This window comes from Algoriphagus ornithinivorans, assembly GCF_900115305.1.
Lineage (GTDB): Bacteria > Bacteroidota > Bacteroidia > Cytophagales > Cyclobacteriaceae > Algoriphagus > Algoriphagus ornithinivorans.
The window spans coordinates 57,844-82,579 of sequence record NZ_FOVW01000008.1 but is presented as its reverse complement, the minus strand read 5'-3'; the positions used below and the strand labels follow the sequence as shown (position 1 = coordinate 82,579).

The window sequence follows — 24,736 nt, the reverse complement described above, 5'->3', positions numbered from 1 at the left end:
TAATTATCTCTATTATCTCATTTTGAAAAAATAGAAATTGTTCATTCGGTAGATTACTGTGATAAGAATCAGTATTTTGAAATATTTATTGGAAGTTAGTGATGCTTTCCAAATTTTAATTTGAAAGATTCATAGAGAATTATGTGGGTAGCTTTTCAAATTGAATTAGATTTTTCAGTTTTAGGCAAAATTGATATACCATGAAAAAAATACTATTTCTCCTTTTTCTTTGCCCACTAATTCTAAAAGCTCAGAATCATTCTGAAAACATTCAAAAAATCTTCAACTATGAATTGACTGAAGGACATACGTATGAAAATTTAAGGTACCTCTGTAAAGAAATAGGAAATAGAATTTCAGGTTCACCTCAAGCTGCTGCAGCCGTAGAGTATACCAAGCAATTGATGGAGTCATATGGGTTCGATACAGTTTACTTGCAGCCCGTGATGGTTCCACATTGGGTGAGGGGTGGAAAAGAGCAAGCGAAAGTTTTAAATTCCTCCAAATTAGGGGCTGTAGATTTGAATGTGTTGGCTTTGGGAAATAGTAGAGGAACTGGACCCAATGGTCTGGTAGGGGAAGTAGTGGAGGTTTACGGCATAGAAGGGCTTCGAAAATTGGAAGATCAGGTAAAAGGGAAAATTGTGTTTTTTAATCAGCCCATGGATCCCACATTAATCAATACTTTTCAGGCTTATGGTGGAGCAAATGGACAAAGAGGCTCCGGTGCAGCTGAGGCGGCAAAATTTGGAGCTATAGCAGTTTTGGTGAGATCTTTGACCAATCGAGTGGATGATTTTCCACACACTGGAAACCAGCGATATAATCCAGATTATCCGGAAATCCCAGCTCTGGCTATTAGTACTAAAGACGCTGAGTTATTGAGTAGTTTACTGAAGGGCCAGAAAGATTTGAAAGTCTACCTTCAGAATAATTCAATGATGAAAGAAGAAGTTCTTTCCTACAATGTCATTGGGGAAATCAAGGGTTCTGAAAAGCCTGAAGAAATCATTGCTGTGGGAGGCCATTTGGATTCTTGGGATGTGGGAGAAGGAGCACATGATGATGGTGCTGGATGCATGCAAGCCATAGAAGTTTTGAGGATTTATAAAGAAATGGGATGGAAGCCAAAGAGGACTCTCAGGGCTGTGATGTGGATGAATGAGGAAAACGGTTTGAGAGGTGGTCAGGAGTACGCTAAAGTAGCCAAAGCCAAAGCTGAAAAGCATATAGCAGCCATTGAATCTGATGCGGGAGGGTTTATTCCTTTAGGTTTCTCATCCACCGGAACAGAGGCTCAGCGATCCAAGTTGGCTTCATGGAGAGACTTATTTACTCCTTACAATATCTGGAAGTTTGATGTGCCAGGTGGAGGAGCGGATATAGGTCCTTTGAGAGATCAAGGACCTATTTTAATCGGTCTGCATCCTGATTCTCAGAGATATTTCAATTACCATCATACTGCCGCTGATGTATTTGAGGTAGTGGATCAGCGGGAATTGGAGCTTGGTGCTGCCGCAATGACAGCTTTAGTTTATTTAATAGAGCAGGAAGGGATGTAATGTCTTCTTTTTAGAATTCAAGAGTGATCAATCATCAAATTGATCACTCTTTTTTTGGTCCGAAAACCTGTTTTGAATGAGCAGCACTTTCAACAGATTTTTTCATAAAAGGAATACTCACGAATTCATCTTTTGCCCAAATGGAAAATAAGTTTTTATAAAATGGGCTTTCAGGATCTCCAGACTGTCCTGGGGTATTAATTCCTAGGGTTCTTTCCCAGTTTTCAGTATCTACCAAAATTCTGAATGATGCTCCTGAAGTATTGTTATCTCCATAGGCATTGGCACCGGGCGTATAGCTGTAGCCTCCACGGGGAAGAGGGCCGGCATTTAATTTGGATTGCCATTCCTGATTCACCACTCTTCCTAATGGATGATGAATCAGGGCGTGCTTGTAATCCTTTTGACCGTATTGCCAGCTTGCAGGATTGTCTCCAAGTTTTTCCTCCAATGCATTGATCGCTTCCTCGAATGAGTCGTTTAGCCACTGATCCCTCTGGGATTTGGCTTGAGTAGAAAATAGTATTTCAGGGTTCTCAACCCATTGAATTACGCGAGTCATTGGAATACTACCTATTAAGTCACGAACTTCATCCGGGGCAGCGAGCTCCAATGCCTTTTTCCTCAAGATTCTTTCCCACATCACATAAATCCCAGCCTCTATTGATTCTGGATCTAAAACAAAGTCCCAGCTAAGCAATCCTTTGCGCAAGGAATCGACTTTTTCATTTTCAAAATAAAGATCTGTTAGATAAGGAAGCAATTGTCTGGCAGGAAGTGAGAGATAGTCATTTTGCAAGGCTCCCATTTCTACCAAAGTGAATTTTTTGTCTTGAGACAAAACTTCCTTGATTCTTTCTCCTCTAAAATTGTCCGCCCACTCATAGCCCAAAGCTTCTGGAAAGGAATAATTTTCAGGGGCAACATTCTGGTTTGCTGTTGCGATGAAACCTGACTCTGGATTATAGGCATGAGGACGGTCAGCAATAGGTAAATAGCCATCCCATTCATATCTGCCATCTCCCATCGTAGCCACTAAACCGGAAAATCCTCTACGGACAGGTGCTATTCCTGTAGCTTGCCAACCTATATTTCCATCCTTATCGGCCCAAACCATATTCTCTGCCGGAATATTATTGTAAGTACAAGCATCTCTAAACTCATCCCAATTTTGAGATTGATCCATTTTTAGACTTGCTAAATAGGGAGCCGAACCGGGTTCCAACCACGCGCATTGAACTGCAACTGCTTTATTCAAATCCTCATCGATAAAAGTGACCGGGCCATGAATCGTGTAATTATGGATAACTAGTTGAGGAGATTGACCTTTCACCAAAATCGTGTCCTGAATTTGATTCATGGTCAACCATTCTCCCTTAAATCTATACTGAAGCGGATTTTCAGGGTTGATATCATATACCCGGAGATCTTCATTGTCTGTGGAAAAAATTGTCAAACCCCAAGCCCCATGTTCATTATGGCCTATCGAAACCCCGGGAATCACAGGTTCACCACCACCTACTACATTCCATCCAGGAGCGCTCAGGTGAACCCAGTATCTCAATGATGGGGCTGCTTGCAAACGGTGAGGATCATTTGCCATATAGGGAAGGCCACTTGCTGTTTTTTTACCACTTAAAACCCAATTATTGGAGCCTTGAGCAAAGGCATCTGCTTCCAAGGTGGTTTTGAGTTCCTTCTGAAGAGCAGCTAAAGCCTCTTTTACTTCCTTTTGCTCTCCTCGATATTCGGGAGAAATATCCTCTGGCAGAAATTCCACACGGGTTCTGAATGCCTCATAAGGAACAAGAATATCCTTAAACAATAATTCTTGGGGTATTCCGGGGTCAATTTCCAGATTAGGTTCATTGGGATGGAAGTAATAGAGTTTCTTTGCTTCATCTGAACCAATCAGACTAACCACCCGACTGATATTGAGCTCATCACTGACATTTTCCAATAATCCCTGATGTCTGGAAATCACAACTTCCCAAGTCCAAGGCTGGGGTTGAATTCCCAGCATTTGAAATTCTATTGGTAGAAGTTCAGGATTGGAGTTGGCTTCATCAATATAAGCGTTGATTCCTGCGACGAAGGCATCGACAATCTCCACTCCGCGGGGATGGTAATGCCGGAGTTCTGTTTCTTTATCTCCTCTGAATTTAAAAAGGCGAACTCCTCTATCGCGCTCCAACTCTCTTTCTCCCAAAATTTCAGCAAGAGTACCTGTGGCCTGCCTTCTCCATATTTCAAATTGAAATAATCGGTCTTTGGCCGCTAAATAGCCTTGCATGAAGAATAGATCTGCTTCATTTTGAGCAAAGATGTGATTGATCCCATTTTTATCCCGGATGACCTCAACCTTGTCCTGAAGCTGAGTGAGGGAAACGTTCTCCTCGGAACTACAGGAGAAAATAAAAATTACGAGTGTAAATAGAGATAGTGCTTTCATGAAATATGGGGCTTTCTGTAATTTTTCAATTTCTAGGCAGATAGGCAATACCATTGACATAAAAAATAAAACCCCGACCAGAAGGTCGGGGTCCCAATTCAAACCAATTACTAAAAAATAATCCTGATGTAATCTGAAGCCTGTTTAGCCGACTTCGATCGCTTTTTTGGGTTTATTTTCAACTGATTTTACTTTGGGTAGGACTATTTTCAAAATCCCCTTTTCGTACTTGGCATCGATTTGTTCATCTTTTACATTTTCCGGAAGGGCAAAGGCCCTATGGATGCTGGAGTAGGAGAATTCTCTCTTACGATAGTTCTCTTTTTCTTCCTCCATTTTCATCTCTTTTTCGGCTGATATGTTAAGAATTCCCTCTTCGACTTCGATTTTGAAGTCCTTTTTATCAAATCCAGGTGCTGACAACTCTAGCTTAAATTCCTTTTCACTTTCGATGACGTTAGCAGATGGAACCTCCACAGATTTATCTGTAAACCAAAACTTATTGTTCATATGGAAGGGGTCTTCAGCCCCGAAGAAGTCTTGAACCATTTTTGGCCAAAAACCTCTGTCTTTAGTTAGTGCGCCCATGGTTTCTGTTGTTTACTGGTGGATCATTTATTTAACACTTAAATCTCCAATAATTTCTTCAAAACACTCATGACGAATGTCAGCGAACAAACTGATAAATATCAATGATTAGGAAGGTTATTGGAGACCAAAACCCTTATTCAAATAGGAAAGAACCACGTTCCCCAACTTTTTCCCGGAACCCACATAAGTATAGGCTTCTGGAAGTTGTTCGAGACTGACTACACGATCAATCAAAGGCTTGAATTTGCCTTCAAGTAAAAGCTCTTCAATTTGAATTAAGCTTTTATTCACGTTGAGAGGGATGGGGAATTTGACTTTTTTCCTAGAAAAAAATGAGGTTGACAAAGATAAAAATGGGTTCTCCCAATTGTGTCCCAATTCAGAAGAAAGGTAAGTGCCGTTTTTTTTAAGTAAGGGCTTACAAATTTTAAAACGGCTTTTTCCTACGGCATCGAGTACGGCATCGAATTGTTGCTTGATTCCTGTAAAGTCATCTATTAGTCCATCAATCACTTGATCGGCTCCTAATTGAGCCACTTTTTCTACATTTCCTAGGCTTACTGCAGTTACATGGATATTTCGGGACTTTAAAATTTGAATGGTAGCTGATCCTATTGCACCGGTCCCACCAATTACCAAAACCTGATCACCTTCTTTCAAATTGATTTTATTGAGAAAGTTATAAGCATAGTGCACACCTTCAATAGAGGCACCTGCTTGAATTGGATCTATATTTTTGGATACTTTTCGTAGGTTTTCGAAGGAAGAAGTACAAAAGTATTCTCCATGACTTCCACATCCATTGTCTATAAAACCCCAAACTCTATCTCCAACAGCGTATTCTTTTACTTCGGATCCTATTTGAGTGATTTCACCCACAAAGTCAGTCCCCGGGGTGGCTCCCTTGGGTTTAGGATAGCCGACAAAAAGCCTCATGATCCAGGGCCAACCCGTTAAAACCGCCATATCTGTTCGGTTTACTGTACAAGTCATCACCTTTACTTGGATTTCCTTTGGTTGAGGTTCGGGTTCGGGGAGTTCTGCGATTTTCAACTCGGAAGGCGAACAGTATTCATATCTGACAGCTGCTTTCATTAGTTTAATGGAATCCTGGTAAAAATTACTTCTTGACCGTTTAGTTTGGTGATGGTGACTTGGTCAAAATTGAGCCCATAATACCATCTGATGAACTGACAATTATCTTCAAAATCCAAGGACGAAATTCCATTGACCAATGCTACCTCTTCCCCGATTTCTACCAAGGCATCTTCTGGACTAAGCCCAATAGACTTTCCGGAAATAAGAAACTTTCCTTTTTCAAAACTGAAACTAAGATGATTAGGGTCTCGAAATGAAGGAGTTTCATTTTTTAATTTTAGGTAATAAGTAGATTCGGAATTGTTGATGACAGTTTGGGAAGTTAATGTCGAGAAAAATGAAACACCTATTTTTTCTGTAGTTGGATATTCAAAATTGAGGGGAATTTGGGTATACACATGATTACCTATCTTTAAGCTATCTATGATTATGGTAAATGCAGGTGCAATTTGTTGGCTGATCGCACCAATACTCATGCTGATACTAGGATTGTCTTTAGCTTCGATGTTCTTTTGTTTCAAAAAGTCCTGAACAATACTTTTTTTGTTGTCAAGATCCACAGTGCCTGCGAAACCAAAGTCAACGAGGATGTTTTGATATTCAAGACTATCAAAACTGAAATCAAGGTAGGGCCTGTTATTCCTGTAAATTACATCAAAGCTTTGCCAGCTCTCATCCACCGGAAAGGGCAACTTGGATGCATAAATCATCTTGTTTTCGAAATCTATTTGCCAGTTTAATTGTCTAATCAAATTCGAACCCAAAAGGTAGAAGTCATGGCAAACTAGATAAGGCATATCAACTAAAAGGCTACTCACATTTCGAATTTCAACAGGGCCCAGTTCTACTATTTCAGTGATGGCCGTTCTAACCTTTTTTTTGTTTTTATTTGCATCCTGCATTGTGAGTTTTTTTCCTTTTTTGGAAATAGCTCCCTTCTCCTGAATGTTACTTCCGGCTAGACCCTGTGCAGCTCCAGTGTCAAATGCGAAATTTACCTCTCTGCCATTCATTTTCCCTTTAAATACCAATAGTCGCGCATCCATGTGAAAGGGTGCTGAAAAAATGCTGTCATTGAAGGAATTCGCAAGAGATATCTCATAAAAGGGGAAAAAAAAGAGAGCCAAAAAAACGGTACTTCTTCTTTTCATGCTTTTCTAGATATGTTGATCAATCAAGATTCCATTTCCATCCGGATCAAAAAACAAAATACTTCCTGGTCCTTCGCCATTTGGGTCAGCCTCTTGTGCTAAGGTGATTCCTTGGGATTTTAGCTCAGATTGAATTTTTCGAACATCATCATATCCAGGGACAAGTTTTGCATCCTGGTCCCAACCTGGGTTGAAAGTGAGGATATTTTTCTCAAACATTTCATGAAAAAGCCCAATTAGCGTTTGTTCATTTTTCATGATGAGATAGTTCATTTCCTCTGATCCCCCGAAAACTGAAAAACCGAGTTTTTCATAAAAGGCTTTAGAGGCTTGAAGATCTTTGACTGAAAGACTGATAGAAAAAGCTCCGAGTTTCATAGGATTGGTATTTTGAATTGGATGAATTTGTAAAAGACTAGCTATAATATAGTTTGTTTTAAGTTAAAAATCAGGATAAAATTTCATGAATTCATCTTCACTTAATTTTAATGGAATAGAATACTGGATTTTCAAAACTTAATTCTATTGAGTTGTTTTCATTAGTTATAATTGTCAGGATTATTTAGTTTTGTAGCATTATTCCAATTTTATTTTAACATTGTCATGATCAGAAAATTATATTTTTTGAGTTTGTTGTCTCTTCTTTTGTTGTCTTGCGTCCCTGACGAAACTCCCTCCATTATTTTAGAAGATTTCTCGGTATCTATAGCTCCCGGTGCTCTTCAGCCCAACATGAAGCCTTATGCTTTGATCAATTCAACCGACGGAGAGGTAGTTGATTTCAAAAGTTTTGAAAGTAATTCCAAATTGACTTTCTCTCTTGACAATAGCCAACGATATCATGTTACTTTATTTAAAATTATTGATTTCAATGGTTTTGAAATCATCAATAGTGAAACGTACACTGATGTAAAGCCTGATAATGATTTGATATTTGGTTTAAAGCCTAAGGCAATCATTGGACCTGATTATAGCTCCCAGGTGTTGGTGAAAGTTAATTTTCCTGAAGCTGGAGGTTGGGCAAATATTAGCCATAGCTCTGGTTGGACTTCCTCAATTTTCAATACGCTTATTAATAACTCAGATAATTTTTTGGAGATAAAAGTTCCAAAATTCAATTCTGAGCAAAACTATTTGATAATTGCTGAAAATGCTTTGGGAGTTAGAAAGCAAATGATGCTCGATCTTCGAAATGCCAGTTCCAGTTTAGAGGTAAATTTCTCTGATTTGAATGAGATTGAGGAGATTTCATACCTCGCATCGACTGAATTAAATAGTGATGATGAAATTAAAGGATTCACTGTTCATCAGGCTATTCCTTACGAAAATCAAATCTACAGAAAGGGTTTTTTGTATTCTGCGGCCAATGCAAACCCAATGAATCAATTACAGGAAATGAACTTGTATTTTCCATCAAGTGAAGAACTGTACCAAGTCCATCTTGTCACACGAAGTAAAATCAATCCATCTATCCTTAAATATTTTTCTGGGCAGCTAAAGGCTGGTGATCGCATACCCCTTCCCATTGAAAATCAAATTGAGGTAACCAATCATTCTATTGGAGATTTTAGTTTTGTCAAAGGGTCTAAGGTTACTGATTGGGTTATAAAGTATAATATTCCCGTACATTCAAATACTCCTCCTTATCAGTCCTCAAAGGCTTTTATATATGGTGAGTCATCAGGTTTTAAACTGAAATACCCTCAAGAGTTACTTGATAAATATTCGTTTTTAGACCAGCTTTTTACCTGGAAACCAGAAAGCCTAGAAGTTTTTGAAAGAGGATATTCTTACGGTCAACTAATACAAAATAGGTTAGTGAGTATACCTGAATTAAAGCAAGAGAAGACAAGTTCTATGTTGAAAGTATTTTGATTTATTTAAAATAAACAGTCTTTCCTGTTTCAGCGCTTTCTTTTGCGGCTTGCAAAATATCCATGACGATCATGTTATTCTCCAAAGAGTACAGATCAAAAGGAGGGAGTTGAATTTCATCCCTGATTACCGCTTTCAATAATAAAAATGGATCTGGGTAGGGAGCTGGTAACTCCTGTAGCTGAAATGTGCGTTCATCAAATCCATCATAGCCTTCTGCCAGTCTGATTCGAAGTTGATGTCGATTATCTGCGAAAATAGCCCCAGTTTCCCCGTAAATTTCCATGTCTTTTCTTCCTATTGGCCAATTCCAAGAAGCTTGAATGATCACTTGAGCTGTTGGATAATTTACGATGATTGTGGCATCATCCTCCACTTTGGGGTTATTTTCAGGTTGCAGTTGCTGAGTGATTGCCGTAACTGAAATGGGTCTTTCCCCATTCATTAACCAAGTCATTAAATTGGCACCATAACACCCAAAATCCATCAAGGCACCTCCACCATTTAATTTTGGATCTGTTAGCCATTCCAGAAACTCCGGCCCAACGCCAATTTTTTTCGGGCCTCGATGGCCATCTCTGACAATTACCTTTTTGACATCGCCTATTTCACCCGACTCTAATAGTCTTTTAGCTTCATGATTGCTGGGATACCAACTCGTTTCATAATTGGTCAATATATGAATGCCATATTGATTAGCCAGTTCCTTCATTTCCAAAGCATGCTCTTTACTGACAGCTAGAGGCTTTTCAACCATCACATGAATTCCTTTCGGTGCAGCCGCATTTACAATGGCTAAATGGGAAAAAGTGTCCCCAAAAGCAGCCACTGCTTCAGGTTGGCTTTTTTCCAGCATTTCATTCAAATCATCATATACCAAACTCATCGAGAAGCCATATTGCTTGGAGTACTTCTCCGCCAATTCCCTGTTTGACTCGCTTATCCCAACTATTTCATAGTCCCCTCGATTCATAGAGGAAAGTACCCAACCCACATGCCCGTGGTTGAGTCCTGCAACTGACAGCCGGAGTTTTTGTGCCTGACAAAAAATACCTGTTGATAAAAAGAATAACGAAAGGATGAGTGTTCTCATGTCTGGCTGAAGTTTTATGCTTTGGTATTTTCGCTGAATTTTCTCCAATCTCCAAAAATTTCATTTTTTCAATTTGAAAGTGAGAGTCTTTTTTTCAAGATGAAATGAAGAAGCCCATTTAAATGTAAAGCCCATTTTTTTCAACTGATTTTTTAAAATTAAATCTAAATCAGGCTTAGTTCATTCCGACTTTTATCTTTAGTTTTGAAAAAATATTTTCAAATAATTTCAAATGAAAAAAGTATTCTTAATTCTTCTATCTACACTTTTCCTTATTTCCTGCCAAGAGAATGAAAATCCAGCAAATTCAGGTGATCCAACTCTCATTGAATTAAAAGTTTTTGATCAATATATCAATGAGAACCGAGAAGTATGGGCAATTCTTCAAAGTAAGGAAGGTGAAATTTTGGACATCAGAAAACTTGAAAATGGGAAGCTCGAAAAATTCGAAAATTTAACTGACAGAAACTACCATTTGACTTATATCTTAAGAGAATCTTCTCCTTTTATGAGTCAGGTTAATACAACTGCCTTTACCTATTTGTCAGTAAGTACCGGAAAAACATATACGATTGGATTGCCATTAGGAACATTTTCAGGGCCTGACGAGCCTTTCAATGGTTTTCATAGAATTACGCTCAATTTTCCTAATGTTCCAAAAGGCGGTTTTGCCAGTTCGAAAAATGGTAGAATCCCTCTTTCCACGAATATCAATGGTAATCAGCTTGATATTGCTATGCTTTTTCGTGGTGAAAATGAAAGAATTTTTGTGTCAGGTGTTGGGCAGGAAGGTCAAGCACGATATGATTTTATATCGAATGTAAGTAAGGATGGTCAGAAGCAGGTGGATTTTTCCTCTATGAAAAATTTTGATAAAACTATAACTGTTCCAAAGCCATCCGGATTTTTCAGCTATGCAATTACTGCTATGGAGGAAAATCAAAACAGATATGTCAATGGGTATCTAATTGGAACTTCCTCTTATGGATTTAACAGTAATTCATCAAATTTAGCCTTGGGGTATTTAAATGAGTTTAAAGTTTACACGACACTTTTCACGGCTAATGATAATTCCAGGAGTATTTCTTTCTTTAAAGTAGGTTCTATCCCTTCAAAAATCAATTTGCCATTTGGAAAGGATATTTCGGTTTCCAAAAATGGCGTCAATGATTTTAGGTTTACTAGTCCTACGGGCACCGATTATTCGATCATAACTTTTAGAAAATCGAATGATCCCAACTTTCCTAATGAAGTGCTAAGTTGGTTTGTGTTTGGGAATCAAGAAGAATTTACCTTAAGAGTATCCGAAGAATTGAAGACCCAGTATCCAGTAATGAGCGATTTGAATCTATTGAAGCTTGAAAGTATTCTTTCAGTGGAATCAACGTATTCTTACAATGATTATGTTCGAAATCAACTAATTGAAGTTCCAAAGTTGTTGCAATTCGAAACAACTCAAGTTTTAAAATTCTTTAATTAAAGTTATTGATTGATTGGGCTTGGTTTATCAAAAGTATAGATCACGGAGTCTATCTGAAGTTCAAGCCAAGTCCAATCCTTTTCCTTTAATCTCCAAGTTGCTTTCATATTGCTGGGAATTCTGATTTCTTGAAACTCCCTGTATTTTTCTACTTCCAAAATCCAAGGGAATCTTTGGGAATCAGGCTCATTTTTGAAATATCGATCTGCCTCGAAGCGGATAAAATCCCCTTTTTGATCAAAGTGAAAAATTCCTGAGCCACTTGTTCCAGCTATAGTTAATGTAGCCTGAGCTGTACTTTCGTCCAAGACCTTCCATTCTACTGAAGGATGCCTCGCTAAACTCGGGATCCATACCATCTCGCCTAAATAGCGCTGCAAACTTCCTTCATCAATCTTGGGGCCCTTCGCATTGACAATTGGAAGTATTCTATTCAGTTTGATCAGCATTTCTCCTTGGCCATTTTTAAATTTATCCCTTCCGGAAATGAATAAACCTGGAAATAACTTCATGGATACCTCCCAGTGAAAAGAAGGCGGTTCAATGCTACTGGATTGTGAGGCATTGGCTTCCCTCCAGTTTTCCTGATCGGGATCCATTTTCATCTTGGCGGTCTGGTTGATCCTTGCCTGAGTGATTATCTGATTTTCTTTCAGTCCTGTGGTTTTTAGCCATTTTTGAACTGCCGGGGGTAATTCCTCCAGGGGTCTTTGGCTGGGGATATTGATTTCTTCATTTAGGGTATTTACTTCTTTTTCCATCATACTTCTCCAGTTATTATCAGCTAAAGATTGAATGGCGAAAAGTAGTAGGATCAAATTAGGAAGACTTCCGAATTTGGCATCTTTCCAGAAAATGAAGATGAGAACTTGAGAAAGAATTACGGCGGCTATTCCTACATGTCCGGCCCAAGGCTTTGAGGAAAAGAAGGCGGAGGCAAATAATAAAAAGAGGAAAAAGGAGAGCAGCCACAGAAGTCCGATTGGTTGGGAAATGGGTTTGGTCAATTGAGAAATTTCGGCAAGCTTGAATGCTTTGAAGAATCCCAAGAGATGAATTATTCCATGTATCAATGCCAGTATAAAAACTCCTATTTTCATGGCTCAAAAATTTATTTCAGCTTTCTAGCATGAAATTCGATATTTCGGCGAAAGATTGCAAGATGACTTTTTTCATGTTTTATCTCCTGAAAATCATCAGGTTGGATCATTAAATCTTCGTAAATTTCATTGGATAAAACTCAAATCAAATGAAGAAGAAGCTAATAAATACCCTCATTGTACTTGGATTGATTTTAATCCTTAGTTCTTGTGCCGAATCACTGCCTTTGGATGATTGCCTAGATTCTGAAAACTATGGCTTTTTCGGAGGTTTATGGCATGGAATCATAGCACCCATCAGTTTTGTTCTCAGTATATTTTTTGATGATATAGCCATGTATGCAGTCAATAATTCAGGCGGTTGGTATGATCTAGGTTTTGTTTTAGGAGCTGGAATTCTCTTTGGTGGGGGAGGAAAGGCAAGCAGTAAATAAACAGTCTAGAGAATCCAGGAAACAAATTCCCTATATTGGTTATCACCTTTCATTTTTGGAAGGGATATAAGCTTGAAACACCAATAAATTATAACCCATGAGATATAAATTTCTATTCTTGATTACAGGCATAGCATTAGCCGTTTCCTGTAACTCCCCTCAAAAGGATTATCAGTTTACTACATCTGATATCGAGTCTCATATCGATACACTTTCTTCTGACTACTTTTTGGGTCGTATGCCTTTCACAGAAGGAGAGGAAAAGACCGTGGCTTACTTGGTCAACGAATTTCAGAAAATAGGTTTGGAGCCTGGAAATGGAGATTCCTACATTCAAGAAGTACCCATGGTATCTATTTTGACCCAGCCATCAGAAACCATGGAAATACAATCTGCCAATGAAAAAATTTCCTTAAATGGCTTGCAGGACTATGTTTTTTGGACTCAAAGGACAGACTCAGCGGTCAGTTTTCAGGATGCAGAAATGGTTTTCGCAGGGTTTGGGATAGTAGCTCCTGAATACGGTTGGGATGATTATAAAAATATTGATGTGAAAGATAAGATCGTTGTCGTGTTGGTCAATGATCCAGGTTTCGGAACAGAAGATGCATCTTTTTTCAAAGGGAATACCATGACTTATTATGGAAGGTGGACTTATAAATATGAAGAAGCCATCCGTCAGGGAGCTTTGGGATGTTTGATTGTTCATAATACTATCCCAGCCGGTTATGGGTTCAATGTGATTCAAAACTCCTGGAATTCATCCAAGCTTTATTTGGATGATCGAGGAAAGGAAGGTTATAAGTTGGCCTTTGAAGGTTGGGTTACTTTGCCTACCGCCAACAGGCTTTTTGAAATGGCAGGTTTGAACGAAAGAGAATTGCTGGCAAAAGCAAGAAAACCGGACTTTCAGGCAATTCCATTAAATCTCAAGGCAAGTTCTTCTATGAAGGTGGTGGCAACCTACAATACTTCCCAGAACGTGGTCGCTAAATTGACCGGTGAACAAAATCCGGATGAATACATTGTTTATACTGCCCATTGGGATCACTTGGGAGTGGGCAAACCTGATGCAAGCGGAGACAGTATTTATAATGGGGCTTTGGACAATGCATCTGGTACGGCAGCACTTTTAGCCTTGGCAAAAGCATTCAAAGAATCCAAGACTCCTAATCGATCGGTGATTTTCTTGGCGGTAACCGCAGAGGAGCAGGGACTTTGGGGTTCTGCTTATTATGCTCAAAATCCGATTTATCCTCTGGAAAAAACTGTGGCCAATATCAATATGGATGGAATTAATCCCTATGGCAAAATGAAAGATGTTTCAGTAATAGGAGTTGGGCAGTCTGAAATGGAGGAATTATTAGATGTGGAATTAGAAAAATTAGGACGTTATTCTGCTCCGGAACCTAATCCGGTTGCAGGTTATTATTTCCGCTCAGATCATTTCAATTTTGCCAAAGTTGGAGTTCCTGCTTTGTATTTTCATACTGGAATCGACCATGTAGAAAAAGGGAAAGAGTATGGAAAAGTGCTTCAGGATCAATATACGGCTGAATATTATCACAAGCCTTCAGATGAATATGATTCTAGCCGCTGGAATTTGGATGGTGCCGTTGACGATGTACAACTTCTATACAACATCGGACAAAATCTGGCTAATTCTAATCAATGGCCATCTTGGAAACCCGGATCCGAGTTTAAGTCTATTAGGGAAGGATATATGAAGAAGTAAAAAAAACATAAAAACCCCAAGCAAATTGTTTGGGGTTACTTTTATGACTTTGCCAATAAAAGCTGAAACTCCAAGGAGCTGCAAGGTTGAAACTCGTCCTCGGCAAGATCTTCGAAAATTTCCTCGTCGAATTCCATTTCCGTCTTTTCTACTTTTCCATCAGGATGTAGAATCAACTCTGTTCCGGTAAAATCGGAGGGATTTACCATCACCAAAACTTGATAATCGTCAAAAATCCTCTTGAAATATTGTGAGATTGCCTTTGCCATTTTTTTCTTGCAAAGAAAGTTAATGCATCCTAACTCTGGTAGTAGTACTATTAATTATTATTTCAGCAGGTGGACTCTGTGTTTCTTTAATTCGTGAAAAAAGGAAATGCGCCTGTGTTAAAAAGTCACTTTCCTGATATGTCATTGATTGGCTTACAGCATGATTTTCCACGACAAATAAAGGACCATATGGGCCTATAATCTCATAGCCATTTGGATTGCGAATTTTTTTGATTTTTACCTCTCTTCCATCCGAAAATTCAAATCTTGCATTTCCAAAAAAATAGCTACCTCTGCCCCTCGCTATTTCTTTCCCAGTTTCTTGGTCAACAATTCTCGCGAAAGGTAATACAGGTCTGTTTTTATGGAAAAAAAGTCGATAGGTTTTATCTCCATTTTCTAATTCTGCAAAACGAAAACCCGGATCTATTTTCATTTTAACTTCATTTTCACCCTCATAATCTACTTCCAGCAAGGGAACTTTCCATTTGGAATCAGTTTGAGAAAAAGCCTGGGAAGTGAAAAGAAACACAAAAATCAAAGCGCTAAATATAATTCTCATAAGGGTAAGGGGTTGATTATCTGTAAGTACGGAATGCGATTTTTAAAGTTTAGTATGAAATTCCAATAAGGACTTGTCTGGCAATGGAGATGGATTGGATTATTTTTTCTGAAAAAAATCAATCAAGACTTTTTCTTTTGAGATCCATCCCTAAATTTGCCGAACGATATGAATACAATAGCAAACAAATACTGGTGGTGGCATTTTGAATCTTTCCCGGGGAAAGCTCAGAAAGCCCTTGCCTAAAATTGGATGCAAGAAGATATAATTGGCTTACTGGATTTCCCGGTAAGCCTTTTTTTATGCCAAAAAATAACCACGAATGAACCACGTAAAATTTCCGATTTTAACTACTTACCGCAAAAGACTGGCGGATACCATCACCCCGGTAAGTATTTATTTACAAATCAGGGACAGATTTGCCAATCCGATTTTATTGGAAAGCTCTGATTATCATGGGCAGGAAAACAGCTATTCCTATATCTGTTTTAACCCATTGGCCACTTTTTCATTCAATGCCGGAAAAGTACAGGAAAAGCTGCCCAATGGAGATGAAAATCATTATGAAGTAAGCTCCAAAAAGCCCCTGATGGATAGTCTTAGGGCATTTGGAAATAGATTCGATCCTACTCCCGACAAATTTAAATTCAGTACCAACGGACTTTTTGGATATATACAATATGATACCGTGGGCTGGTTTGAAGATATCAAACTCGAAAAGACCCAGGAGTCAGAAACTCCGATGATGCACTATGCCATGTATCAAAACATTATCGTAGTGGACCATTATAAAAATGAACTGCACTTATTTGAGCATAGAGTTCCGGGGGCCGAAAATCCAGAATATTTAGAGGAAATCGAGCAGCTACTGAACAATAAGAATATTCCTGCCTACACCTTCAAAAAAATAGGTGAAGAAGTATCAAACTATACGGATGAGGAATTTTTGAAAGTTTTGAATCAGGGAAGAGAGCATTGCTTCCGTGGGGATGTGTTTCAGATTGTTCTATCAAGAAGGTTTACTACTGAATTTAAAGGAGATGAATTTAATGTGTACCGTGCACTCCGTTCCGTTAATCCTTCGCCTTATCTTTTCTATTTTGATTATGGTTCCTTCAAGGTTTTTGGTAGTTCTCCAGAGGCACAGATCGTCGTCAAAAATAAGAAAGCAACCATTTTTCCTATCGCGGGAACTTTCAGAAGAACAGGGAATGACCAGGAAGATGCTGCTTTGGCAAGGAAACTTTATGACGATCCAAAAGAGAATTCCGAACATGTCATGTTGGTGGATTTGGCCAGAAATGATCTTTCCAGATCTTCAGATGTGGTCAATGTTGATGTTTTCAAAGAGATTCAATATTACTCTCATGTGATTCACTTGGTTTCTAAGGTTACTGGAGAGTTACCAGATGGAGCTAATCCTCTTCAGTTAGTTGCAGATACTTTTCCTGCAGGAACCTTAAGCGGAGCACCTAAGTATAGAGCGATGCAATTGATAGATCAGCTTGAGAATGTCAGCCGTCAGTTTTACGGTGGAGCCATCGGTTACCTAGGATTCAATGGAGACTTCAATCATGCGATATTGATCCGCTCCTTTGTTTCAGAAAACAATCAATTGAGATTTCAGGCAGGTGCAGGAGTAGTAGCCAAGTCTTCCATCCCATCAGAATTGCAGGAAGTGGCGAATAAGCTGGAGGCACTGAGAGTAGCACTTAGAGCAGCAGAACAGATATGAAAATCCTGGTACTCGATAATTATGATTCCTTTACCTATAACCTGGTTTATCTGGTCAGAAAGCTGGGTTATGGAACACAGATGGATATCTTCAGAAATGATAAAATCAGTCTGGATGAGGTGGATCAATATGATAAAATTTTGCTCTCGCCGGGTCCGGGTGTTCCATCTGAAGCTGGAATTATGCCGGAGCTTTTGAAAAAATATGCTTCCAGTAAGTCTATTTTGGGTGTATGTCTGGGACATCAGGCGATAGGTGAGGCCTTTGGAGGCAGTCTGATTAATTTGTCTGAGGTGCTCCATGGAGTTTCTTCTCAGGTAAAAACTCAGGAGGACTTGCTTTTCGAAGGAATCTCCGATACTTTTAGTATTGGTAGATATCATTCCTGGGTAATAGATGAATCCACCCTATCTCAAGACCTGGAGGTTATTGCCCGTACACCTGATCAACAGATCATGGCCGTGCGACACAAACAGTTTGCCGTTCGTGGAGTTCAGTTTCATCCTGAAAGCATTCTGACTGAACATGGCACTCAAATTATTAAAAACTGGCTGGAATCTTGATAATCAAGGTTTTGATCCCCAAATAATATTGCTATGAAATGCCCATTAGAATAGCTCCTCACGCAAGGGAATGATTATTCAGGGCATTCCATCTGACCATAAAAAATTAAATTATAAACAGATGAAAGAGATACTCAATCTCCTTATTGAACATAAAACATTAACTCAGGCTCAGGCCAGGGAGGTTTTGAAAAATCTGGCTTCAGGTGCTTACAATTCCTCTCAGGTAGCCTCTTTCATGACCGTGTATTTGATGCGCTCCATTACTGTGGAGGAGTTGAAAGGCTTTAGGGAAGCCATGCTCGAGCTTTGTATTCCGGTTGAAATCTCTGAATACGACGCCATGGACCTCTGCGGCACAGGTGGGGATGGGAAGGACACATTTAATATTTCCACCTTGTCCTCATTTATAGTTGCCGGAGCAGGTCAAAATGTCGCCAAGCATGGAAATACAGGTGTTTCTTCCATCTGTGGTTCCTCTAACTTACTTGCTTATTTCGGATACGATTTTACCAATGATATCAGCGAAATTAGAAGATCTCTGGATGAAGCAGGAATTTGCTTTTTGCATGCCCCGCTTTTTCACCCTGCCATGAAAAATGTTGCCCCGATCAGAAAGGAATTGGGTGTCAAAACTTTCTTCAATATGCTGGGACCTATGGTTAATCCTGGTTTTCCCAAAAAGCAATTGGTCGGAGTTTTTAGCCTTGAACTGGCTAGATTGTATGCATACCTTTATCAGGAAAGCGAGGCCAAATTTTCCATCTTACATGCCTTGGATGGGTATGATGAGATCTCTTTGACTGGGGATTTCAAAATGATATCCAATTCGGGAGAAAAACTCTTCAAGCCAGAGCAAATAGGTTTATCCAGATTGAAGGCTGAGTCTATCAAAGGTGGAGAGACGGTAGAAGAATCCGCTAAAATCTTTGAAAATATCCTAAAGGGTAAAGGAACCAAAGCCCAGAATGAAGTGGTTATTGCCAATTCGGCTGCGGCTTTAGTAACCGCTGATTCTAATCTATCCTTCCCAGAAGCCATTGAACAGGCAGAGCAGGTCTTGCTAAGTGGGAAAGCCTTGGAAGTTTTCAAAAGTCTGGTCAATCCTAAGACCTCAATTTCATTCGCTTAATAATTGAATATGAATATTTTAGAAAAAATAATCGCAGATAAATATAAAGAAGTAGCCGAGCGAAAAAGCTTGGTTCCTGTCAAGCTTCTGGAAAAAAGTGCCTTTTTCGATGGCAAAGTAGTTTCCATGAAAAAGTATATAATCCATCCGGAAAAATCTGGGATAATATCAGAGTTTAAGAGAAAATCGCCATCCAAAGGAATGATCAACGGAGCTGCTTCTGTGGAAACCGTCAGTATAGGTTACATGCAGGCGGGAGCTTCCGCTTTGTCAATTTTGACAGACAAGGATTATTTCGGAGGCAGCAATGAGGATTTGAAAATTGCAAGGAAGTTCAATTTCTGCCCTATCCTGAGAAAGGATTTCGTGGTAGACGAATATCAGATCATTGAAGCAAAATCCATCGGAGCTGATTGCATCTTATTGATTGCGGCTGCTTTAGAACCTGAGAAATTAAAGTCCCTGGCCTACTTTGCTAAGAGCTTAGGCTTGGAAGTACTGCTAGAAGTACATGATGGAGAGGAGTTGGCTCAAAGTATCAATGATGGGGTGGATTTGATTGGGGTGAATAATAGAAACCTAAAGACCTTTGAAGTCAGTATTGATACCTCACTCGAGTTGGTTGATCAGATTCCTTCTTCATTTATTAAGATTTCAGAAAGCGGAATTTCGGATCCTAATACCTTGATAAAATTGAAGAAAGCAGGTTTTGATGGATTTTTGATTGGAGAAAATTTCATGAAATCCAGCAGACCGGAGCAGGCCGCATATAATTTCATCAAAGATTACCAGAAATTGGCTTCAGCCACAGAATTTCAGAAAGCTTAATGGAGATCAAGGTTTGTGGGATGCGGGAAAGTGGAAACATCCGGGACTTGATAGCAGAAGTCAAACCGGATTGGATAGGATTGATATTCTATCCCAAATCACCCAGGTATGTAGAGGATAGTCTTGCACCTCAAATCTCTGAAATGAATGTTCCAAAAGTAGGAGTTTTTGTGAATGAAAGCATCCCGGAAATTTTGGAGAAAATAGTGAAATTTGACTTGGCTGCCATCCAACTTCATGGGTCGGAATCGCCCGAATTTGTGGAAGAAGTCAACTCTAAGACTGGTGTTGAGATTTGGAAAGTGGTTTCGGTTGGAGAGGAGCTGGATTGGGAAGATTTAAAACCTTACGCCCCTCTAGTGGACAAGTTTCTATTTGATACAGCTACCAAAGCACATGGGGGTTCAGGGAGGAAATTTGATTGGAAGTATTTGGAAACTTATCCCTTCAACAAAAGCTTCTTACTGAGTGGAGGAATTGATCAAGACAGTGCTAAGGAGATCTGGGATTTGGCAGAAAAAGTTCCGCAATTAAAAGGTGTGGACCTCAATTCCAAATTCGAAATTAGTCCTGCCTTGAAGGATATAGAAAAACTGAAAGAATTTAAACAAAATCTGCTTTCTGGAAGGAGAGCATAACCTAGAGAAGATATGATCAGAGTGGACGAAAAGGGCTTTTATGGCAAGTTTGGAGGAGCATATATTCCTGAAATGTTGCATCCCAACATCGAAGAACTTCGCGATAATTATGAGGCAATTGTAGCTTCAGAGGATTTTCAAAAGGAGTTTCAGATGCTGTTAAAGGATTTTGTAGGACGTCCTACCCCTTTATACTTTGCTTCTCGTCTTTCTGTGAAATACGGGGCAAAAATTTACCTTAAAAGAGAAGACTTGTGCCATACAGGGGCTCATAAGGTCAACAACACCATAGGTCAGATTATTCTGGCCAAAAAGCTGGGCAAGAAAAGGATAATTGCCGAAACGGGTGCAGGGCAGCATGGAGTGGCAACTGCTACTGTTTGTGCTTTGATGGGAATGGATTGTACCGTCTACATGGGTGAACTGGATATCCAAAGACAGCGCCCGAATGTGGAGCGCATGAAAATCTTGGGAGCTAAGGTGGTTCCGGCTACTTCAGGTTCTAAGACATTGAAGGATGCCACCAATGAAGCTATGAGACAGTGGATTAATAATCCAGTAGACACTCATTACATCATAGGCTCTGTTGTAGGGCCGCATCCTTATCCGGAAATGGTTGCGCGTTTTCAGTCCGTGATTTCTGAAGAAATCAAGTGGCAATTGAAAGAAAAAGAAGGAAAAGAAAATCCTGATGCAGTTATAGCTTGTGTTGGAGGTGGATCCAATGCTGCAGGTTCTTTTTATCACTACTACAATACTCCTGAGGTCCGCCTGATTGCAGCTGAAGCCGCTGGATTGGGTGTGAGTTCCGGTAAATCTGCCGCCACCACAGCCTTAGGTACTCCGGGGATTTTACATGGATCCAAAACTTTATTGATGCAGACGGAGGATGGGCAGGTAGTAGAGCCACATAGTATTTCTGCTGGCTTGGATTATCCGGGAATAGGTCCCGTTCACGCTCATTTATTTGATATCGGACGAGGAGAATTTGTGGCTGTGGAAGATGAGGATGCCATGAAAGCAGGGATAGAGCTAAGCCGATTAGAGGGAATTATTCCTGCCATCGAAACAGCCCATGCACTTCATGCTCTGAATATGATAGAGTTCCGCAAGGATGATGTCATTGTGATCAATCTTTCTGGTAGAGGCGACAAAGATCTGGATACTTATATCAAGTGGGGGAATTATTGATTTACGAGGATAAGAAATCCTCAAGCCTCATTTTAAAGGCATTGGATTTTTCCAAAATACCAATAAAAAGATAAGCGCTGTAAATCGTAACTCTCAAATCATCCTTTTCAAAAGATTCAATTTAAAATAGCACTTCAGCTAATGAACCGAATACACAGTTTATTCAAAAACAAACAGGAGCGGGTACTCTCCATTTATTTTACAGCCGGATTTCCCAATCTGGAAGATACTTTGCCCATCATGGAAGCGATACAGGAAGGTGGTGCAGATATTATTGAAATCGGTGTTCCTTACTCTGACCCAATCGCGGATGGCCCTACCATCCAGGATAGCAATCAAATTGCCTTGGAAAACGGGATGAGTTTGAAAAAGCTTTTTCAGCAATTGGAAGGCTTCCGTTCTAAAATTGAATTGCCTGTGGTATTGATGGGATATCTTAACCCGATCATTCAGTATGGTATGGAGGCATTTTGCAAAAAGTGCCAGGAAGTGGGGATCGATGGTTTGATTCTTCCCGATCTGCCCATGCAGCAATATTTGGATGAATTCAAATCTGTATTTGAGCAATATGGATTGGTGAATACCTTTTTGATTTCTCCCCAAACATCTGAAAAGCGAATCCTTGAAATCGATCAGAATACGGATGGTTTTATCTATATGGTTTCATCTCATTCGATTACAGGAGCAAAGAGTGGGATCAGTGAGGAGCAAATTTCTTACTTCAAACGTGTTCAGGAGATGGGACTTAAAAATCCTCGTCTGATTGGTTTTGGTATTTCAGATGCAGAAACCTTCTCCACCGCATCAAAGTACAGTCACGGAGCAATCATCGGTTCTGCTTTTATCAAAACTGTCAAAGACTCAAAAAATTTGAATCAAGATATCCAAGCTTACCTTCAATCTGTTCTGAATTGAAAAATTACCTAATTCTACAATCACCTTTCAATTAAACATGATAGCTCCGAAGTCTCGTAAATCGAACTTCGTAAATCAAAAATAGATATGATTATTCAATTACAACCCGATATTTCATCCAAGCAAAAAGAGACTTTAATAGAAAAAGTCAATGGAATCGGATATAAGACCACAGAAGTAAAAACACAATTGGGAGATTACCTGATTGGAATTGGTAAAAATGAATTTGATATCCGCAAAATCGGCCAGCTCGATGGCATCAAGGATATCCATATTGTATCCGATGAATATAAACTGGTCTCCAAAAAGTGGAAAGCTAAGCCAACATCAGTGGATTTGGGAGATGGAGTGTTTATTAAGGATGGGGAAATGGCGATCATTACAGGACCTTGTTCCATAGAGTCAGAAGAGCAAATTCGAAAGGTAGTTGCTCATTGTGTAGAGAACGGTATTCGAATGATGCGTGGAGGTGTCTTCAAACCAAGAACTTCTCCTTATGCATTCAGAGGGATGGGGATTGATGGATTGAAGTTATGGCATGATATCGCTTCCGAGGCTGGAATCAAGATAGTGACCGAGGTCATGCAGACTTCTCAAATCGAGGAGATGTATCCATACGTGGATATTTATCAAGTGGGTGCCCGAAACTCTCAGAACTTCAATTTGCTCGATGAGTTGGGGAAAGTAGATAAAGCTGTGATGATCAAGCGGGGAATTTCAGGAACCATTGAAGAGCTTTTACAATCTGCAGAGTATGTGTTTTCCGGAGGAAATGAAAAATTGATTCTCTGTGAAAGAGGCATAAGAACTTATGAAAAGGCATCCAGAAATACCTTGGATTTGAACGCAATTCCGATCTTGAAAGCCAAGTCCCATCTGCCTGTGATTGTAGACCCTTCTCATGGAATTGGTATTCGTTCCTATGTGCCGCAAATGGCCTTGGCAGGAGTAATGTCTGGAGCGGATGGAATTATTTATGAGTCTCACGAAATCCCAGAAAAAGCTTATTCAGATGGTCAGCAGACCCTGGACTTTGCCCAAAGTGCAAGATTAGTAAATTGGATTAGGGAAAGTTTCGCCATGCGGAAAACATTTGACCTCTTGTAAAATAATTTGCTTGTAATCTATCAAAGTGTGTAAATTAGTGGCATAATTTAAAATCGTGAATCCAACACCAAGAACCTACGTACATCATTCTCATTATCCTCTCCAATGAAGGAATAGGAATGTTATGGTTTTTTGGTAACATATAAATAGGCCTATTCCAATTCTGGGGTAGGCTTTTTTGTTTAAAAGCTTCTTTTGGCAATGCTGCTTTTCCGAAAAAAGCATGAAGTATGATTAGTTAAGAATCCTGCTTCTAGAGAATCAGGATAGCAGATTACTAAGTATCAGGATAACTAAAGTAAAAAGGCTGGGAAAACTTAAAAACAAGGAATAGAGTTAGAAAATATATAAACCCGAATATAAAATGACTGATAAACCAAAAGACTGGGTATTTAGCGACCCGAGATTACAGGATCTCAAACAGGATTATGAGGCATACACCGAGGAAGACTTTAAAGTCTGGAAAATCTTATACGAGAGACAGATGCCCAATCTGCCTAAAGCAGCATCACAGGCTTACTTGGAAGGGGTGAAAACTGTGAATTTCACAGCAGATAAGATCGCGAATTTTGAAGAGCTGAATCAAATTTTGAGAGATACCACCGGCTGGGCAGTACAGGTAGTTCCCGGATTGATTGACGATGATTTATTCTTTGGCTTGTTGAATAACAGGAGATTTCCTTCTTCCACTTGGCTGCGAAAAATGGAGCAACTGGATTATCTGGAAGAGCCGGATATGTTCCATGATGCCTTCGCGCATATGCCTATGTTGACGAATCAGCATTATGTGGATTTCTTGGAAAAACTATCAGGAATCGCATTGAAGCATATAGATGATCCTTGGGCTATTCAGTTATTGAGTAGGATTTATTGGTTTACCATTGAGTTTGGCTTGATCCGGGAAAATGGAGAGCTTCGGATTTATGGCGCTGGGATATTGAGCTCTAAAGGAGAGACGAAGTTTTCCTTATCCAATGAACCAGCTCATTACCCATATGATGTCAAGCGAATTATGAATCAAGAATACTGGAAGGACAAATTCCAAGATAAATATTTTGTCATCGAAAGCTTTGAACAGCTCTACAATTCCATTCCTGAGATTGAATCGGTTTTGGAGGAGATGCTGACTAAAGAAGCGAGAAGCGAGAAATGAGAAGCGAGAAGCTAGAGATGAGAGGCTAGAAACGAGAAAAAGAAACTTTGTCTGGTAGCCGATCTGATTACA

23 protein-coding genes are annotated in these 24,736 nt (G+C 39.4%); 14 read left to right on the top strand and 9 right to left on the bottom strand.

The window, feature by feature from the left end:
* Positions 1 to 200: 200 nt before the first annotated feature.
* Positions 201 to 1,562 carry a M20/M25/M40 family metallo-hydrolase gene (locus BM073_RS13425; RefSeq protein WP_091654841.1) on the top strand — a complete coding sequence of 454 codons (1,362 nt, stop codon included), beginning with the start codon at positions 201 to 203 and terminating at the stop codon, positions 1,560 to 1,562.
* Between the two features lie 43 nt (positions 1,563 to 1,605).
* Here the strand turns inward: BM073_RS13425 and BM073_RS13420 are convergent, their stop codons facing one another.
* The 5 genes from BM073_RS13420 to BM073_RS13400 all read right to left on the bottom strand — a co-directional run bounded on the left by BM073_RS13420 (position 1,606) and on the right by BM073_RS13400 (position 7,232).
* Positions 1,606 to 4,014 (bottom strand): penicillin acylase family protein, encoded by a 2,409-nt coding sequence (locus BM073_RS13420; RefSeq protein ID WP_091654987.1) that lies wholly within the window; start codon positions 4,012 to 4,014, stop codon positions 1,606 to 1,608.
* A gap of 144 nt (positions 4,015 to 4,158) precedes the next feature.
* Complete coding sequence (locus BM073_RS13415) at positions 4,159 to 4,602, bottom strand: Hsp20/alpha crystallin family protein (RefSeq protein ID WP_245756425.1); 444 nt, start codon at positions 4,600 to 4,602, stop codon at positions 4,159 to 4,161.
* Between the two features lie 117 nt (positions 4,603 to 4,719).
* The gene (locus BM073_RS13410) at positions 4,720 to 5,700 is read right to left on the bottom strand and encodes an NAD(P)-dependent alcohol dehydrogenase (protein WP_091654839.1); all 981 of its coding nucleotides are present in this window, start codon (positions 5,698 to 5,700) and stop codon (positions 4,720 to 4,722) included.
* Positions 5,700 to 6,854: a retroviral-like aspartic protease family protein gene (locus BM073_RS13405; RefSeq protein ID WP_091654838.1), complete on the bottom strand. Its 1,155-nt coding sequence runs from the start codon at positions 6,852 to 6,854 to the stop codon at positions 5,700 to 5,702. The genes BM073_RS13410 and BM073_RS13405 overlap by 1 nt, the downstream gene beginning before the upstream one ends.
* 6 nt (positions 6,855 to 6,860) lie before the next feature.
* Complete coding sequence (locus BM073_RS13400) at positions 6,861 to 7,232, bottom strand: VOC family protein (protein WP_091654837.1); 372 nt, start codon at positions 7,230 to 7,232, stop codon at positions 6,861 to 6,863.
* Positions 7,233 to 7,457: 225 nt separating this feature from the next.
* On the opposite strand from BM073_RS13400, the gene BM073_RS13395 reads away from it, so the two are divergent.
* Complete coding sequence (locus BM073_RS13395; RefSeq protein WP_091654836.1) at positions 7,458 to 8,729, top strand: hypothetical protein; 1,272 nt, start codon at positions 7,458 to 7,460, stop codon at positions 8,727 to 8,729.
* 1 nt (position 8,730) lies between these two features.
* Here the strand turns inward: BM073_RS13395 and BM073_RS13390 are convergent, their stop codons facing one another.
* Complete coding sequence (locus BM073_RS13390; RefSeq protein ID WP_091654986.1) at positions 8,731 to 9,822, bottom strand: Gfo/Idh/MocA family protein; 1,092 nt, start codon at positions 9,820 to 9,822, stop codon at positions 8,731 to 8,733.
* A gap of 232 nt (positions 9,823 to 10,054) precedes the next feature.
* Here BM073_RS13390 and BM073_RS13385 point away from each other — a divergent pair, with 232 nt between their 5' ends.
* Complete coding sequence (locus tag BM073_RS13385; protein ID WP_091654835.1) at positions 10,055 to 11,302, top strand: hypothetical protein; 1,248 nt, start codon at positions 10,055 to 10,057, stop codon at positions 11,300 to 11,302.
* Between the two features lie 2 nt (positions 11,303 to 11,304).
* Here the strand turns inward: BM073_RS13385 and BM073_RS13380 are convergent, their stop codons facing one another.
* The gene (locus BM073_RS13380; protein ID WP_091654834.1) at positions 11,305 to 12,402 is read right to left on the bottom strand and encodes a DUF6544 family protein; all 1,098 of its coding nucleotides are present in this window, start codon (positions 12,400 to 12,402) and stop codon (positions 11,305 to 11,307) included.
* Between the two features lie 149 nt (positions 12,403 to 12,551).
* On the opposite strand from BM073_RS13380, the gene BM073_RS13375 reads away from it, so the two are divergent.
* Together BM073_RS13375 and BM073_RS13370 are read left to right on the top strand one after the other, a co-directional pair.
* A complete protein-coding gene (locus tag BM073_RS13375; protein ID WP_091654833.1) occupies positions 12,552 to 12,836 on the top strand; it encodes a hypothetical protein in 285 nt (94 codons plus the stop codon).
* 97 nt (positions 12,837 to 12,933) lie between these two features.
* Positions 12,934 to 14,571, top strand: a complete 1,638-nt coding sequence (locus tag BM073_RS13370; RefSeq protein ID WP_091654832.1) for a M28 family metallopeptidase — start codon at positions 12,934 to 12,936, stop codon at positions 14,569 to 14,571.
* Positions 14,572 to 14,612: 41 nt separating this feature from the next.
* On the opposite strand, the gene BM073_RS13365 is transcribed toward BM073_RS13370, so the two are convergent.
* Together BM073_RS13365 and BM073_RS13360 are read right to left on the bottom strand one after the other, a co-directional pair.
* Positions 14,613 to 14,840: a hypothetical protein gene (locus tag BM073_RS13365; protein ID WP_091654831.1), complete on the bottom strand. Its 228-nt coding sequence runs from the start codon at positions 14,838 to 14,840 to the stop codon at positions 14,613 to 14,615.
* 19 nt (positions 14,841 to 14,859) lie between these two features.
* Positions 14,860 to 15,402, bottom strand: coding sequence for a hypothetical protein (locus BM073_RS13360; protein ID WP_091654830.1), 543 nt, complete (start codon positions 15,400 to 15,402; stop codon positions 14,860 to 14,862).
* Positions 15,403 to 15,724: 322 nt separating this feature from the next.
* Here BM073_RS13360 and BM073_RS13350 point away from each other — a divergent pair, with 322 nt between their 5' ends.
* The 9 genes from BM073_RS13350 to BM073_RS13310 all read left to right on the top strand — a co-directional run bounded on the left by BM073_RS13350 (position 15,725) and on the right by BM073_RS13310 (position 24,664).
* Positions 15,725 to 17,137, top strand: a complete 1,413-nt coding sequence (locus BM073_RS13350) for an anthranilate synthase component I family protein (RefSeq protein WP_091654828.1) — start codon at positions 15,725 to 15,727, stop codon at positions 17,135 to 17,137.
* Positions 17,134 to 17,700 carry an anthranilate synthase component II gene (locus BM073_RS13345; protein WP_091654827.1) on the top strand — a complete coding sequence of 189 codons (567 nt, stop codon included), beginning with the start codon at positions 17,134 to 17,136 and terminating at the stop codon, positions 17,698 to 17,700. The genes BM073_RS13350 and BM073_RS13345 overlap by 4 nt, the downstream gene beginning before the upstream one ends.
* Positions 17,701 to 17,821: 121 nt before the next feature.
* Positions 17,822 to 18,832, top strand: a complete 1,011-nt coding sequence (gene trpD / locus BM073_RS13340) for an anthranilate phosphoribosyltransferase (RefSeq protein ID WP_091654985.1) — start codon at positions 17,822 to 17,824, stop codon at positions 18,830 to 18,832.
* A 9-nt stretch (positions 18,833 to 18,841) separates the two neighbouring features.
* Positions 18,842 to 19,660 carry an indole-3-glycerol phosphate synthase TrpC gene (trpC, locus tag BM073_RS13335; RefSeq protein ID WP_091654826.1) on the top strand — a complete coding sequence of 273 codons (819 nt, stop codon included), beginning with the start codon at positions 18,842 to 18,844 and terminating at the stop codon, positions 19,658 to 19,660.
* Positions 19,660 to 20,298, top strand: coding sequence for a phosphoribosylanthranilate isomerase (locus BM073_RS13330; protein WP_091654825.1), 639 nt, complete (start codon positions 19,660 to 19,662; stop codon positions 20,296 to 20,298). The genes trpC and BM073_RS13330 overlap by 1 nt, the downstream gene beginning before the upstream one ends.
* A 12-nt stretch (positions 20,299 to 20,310) precedes the next feature.
* Positions 20,311 to 21,489, top strand: coding sequence for a tryptophan synthase subunit beta (trpB, locus tag BM073_RS13325; protein ID WP_091654824.1), 1,179 nt, complete (start codon positions 20,311 to 20,313; stop codon positions 21,487 to 21,489).
* 141 nt (positions 21,490 to 21,630) lie between these two features.
* Positions 21,631 to 22,404 carry a tryptophan synthase subunit alpha gene (trpA, locus tag BM073_RS13320; protein ID WP_091654823.1) on the top strand — a complete coding sequence of 258 codons (774 nt, stop codon included), beginning with the start codon at positions 21,631 to 21,633 and terminating at the stop codon, positions 22,402 to 22,404.
* Positions 22,405 to 22,491: 87 nt separating this feature from the next.
* Entirely contained in the window at positions 22,492 to 23,511 is a 1,020-nt protein-coding gene (gene aroF, locus BM073_RS13315) for a 3-deoxy-7-phosphoheptulonate synthase (RefSeq protein ID WP_091654822.1), read from the top strand.
* A 364-nt stretch (positions 23,512 to 23,875) separates the two neighbouring features.
* Complete coding sequence (locus tag BM073_RS13310; RefSeq protein ID WP_091654821.1) at positions 23,876 to 24,664, top strand: phenylalanine 4-monooxygenase; 789 nt, start codon at positions 23,876 to 23,878, stop codon at positions 24,662 to 24,664.
* The last annotated feature ends 72 nt before the right edge of the window (positions 24,665 to 24,736 follow it).

Coding starts and splice junctions, on each gene's coding strand:
- BM073_RS13425 (WP_091654841.1), top strand. CDS start 201: ATGAAAAAAATACTATTTCTCCTTTTTCTTTGCCCACTAATTCTAAAA.
- BM073_RS13420 (WP_091654987.1), bottom strand. CDS start 4,014: ATGAAAGCACTATCTCTATTTACACTCGTAATTTTTATTTTCTCCTGT.
- BM073_RS13415 (WP_245756425.1), bottom strand. CDS start 4,602: ATGGGCGCACTAACTAAAGACAGAGGTTTTTGGCCAAAAATGGTTCAA.
- BM073_RS13410 (WP_091654839.1), bottom strand. CDS start 5,700: ATGAAAGCAGCTGTCAGATATGAATACTGTTCGCCTTCCGAGTTGAAA.
- BM073_RS13405 (WP_091654838.1), bottom strand. CDS start 6,854: ATGAAAAGAAGAAGTACCGTTTTTTTGGCTCTCTTTTTTTTCCCCTTT.
- BM073_RS13400 (WP_091654837.1), bottom strand. CDS start 7,232: ATGAAACTCGGAGCTTTTTCTATCAGTCTTTCAGTCAAAGATCTTCAA.
- BM073_RS13395 (WP_091654836.1), top strand. CDS start 7,458: ATGATCAGAAAATTATATTTTTTGAGTTTGTTGTCTCTTCTTTTGTTG.
- BM073_RS13390 (WP_091654986.1), bottom strand. CDS start 9,822: ATGAGAACACTCATCCTTTCGTTATTCTTTTTATCAACAGGTATTTTT.
- BM073_RS13385 (WP_091654835.1), top strand. CDS start 10,055: ATGAAAAAAGTATTCTTAATTCTTCTATCTACACTTTTCCTTATTTCC.
- BM073_RS13380 (WP_091654834.1), bottom strand. CDS start 12,402: ATGAAAATAGGAGTTTTTATACTGGCATTGATACATGGAATAATTCAT.
- BM073_RS13375 (WP_091654833.1), top strand. CDS start 12,552: ATGAAGAAGAAGCTAATAAATACCCTCATTGTACTTGGATTGATTTTA.
- BM073_RS13370 (WP_091654832.1), top strand. CDS start 12,934: ATGAGATATAAATTTCTATTCTTGATTACAGGCATAGCATTAGCCGTT.
- BM073_RS13365 (WP_091654831.1), bottom strand. CDS start 14,840: ATGGCAAAGGCAATCTCACAATATTTCAAGAGGATTTTTGACGATTAT.
- BM073_RS13360 (WP_091654830.1), bottom strand. CDS start 15,402: ATGAGAATTATATTTAGCGCTTTGATTTTTGTGTTTCTTTTCACTTCC.
- BM073_RS13350 (WP_091654828.1), top strand. CDS start 15,725: ATGAACCACGTAAAATTTCCGATTTTAACTACTTACCGCAAAAGACTG.
- BM073_RS13345 (WP_091654827.1), top strand. CDS start 17,134: ATGAAAATCCTGGTACTCGATAATTATGATTCCTTTACCTATAACCTG.
- trpD (WP_091654985.1), top strand. CDS start 17,822: ATGAAAGAGATACTCAATCTCCTTATTGAACATAAAACATTAACTCAG.
- trpC (WP_091654826.1), top strand. CDS start 18,842: ATGAATATTTTAGAAAAAATAATCGCAGATAAATATAAAGAAGTAGCC.
- BM073_RS13330 (WP_091654825.1), top strand. CDS start 19,660: ATGGAGATCAAGGTTTGTGGGATGCGGGAAAGTGGAAACATCCGGGAC.
- trpB (WP_091654824.1), top strand. CDS start 20,311: ATGATCAGAGTGGACGAAAAGGGCTTTTATGGCAAGTTTGGAGGAGCA.
- trpA (WP_091654823.1), top strand. CDS start 21,631: ATGAACCGAATACACAGTTTATTCAAAAACAAACAGGAGCGGGTACTC.
- aroF (WP_091654822.1), top strand. CDS start 22,492: ATGATTATTCAATTACAACCCGATATTTCATCCAAGCAAAAAGAGACT.
- BM073_RS13310 (WP_091654821.1), top strand. CDS start 23,876: ATGACTGATAAACCAAAAGACTGGGTATTTAGCGACCCGAGATTACAG.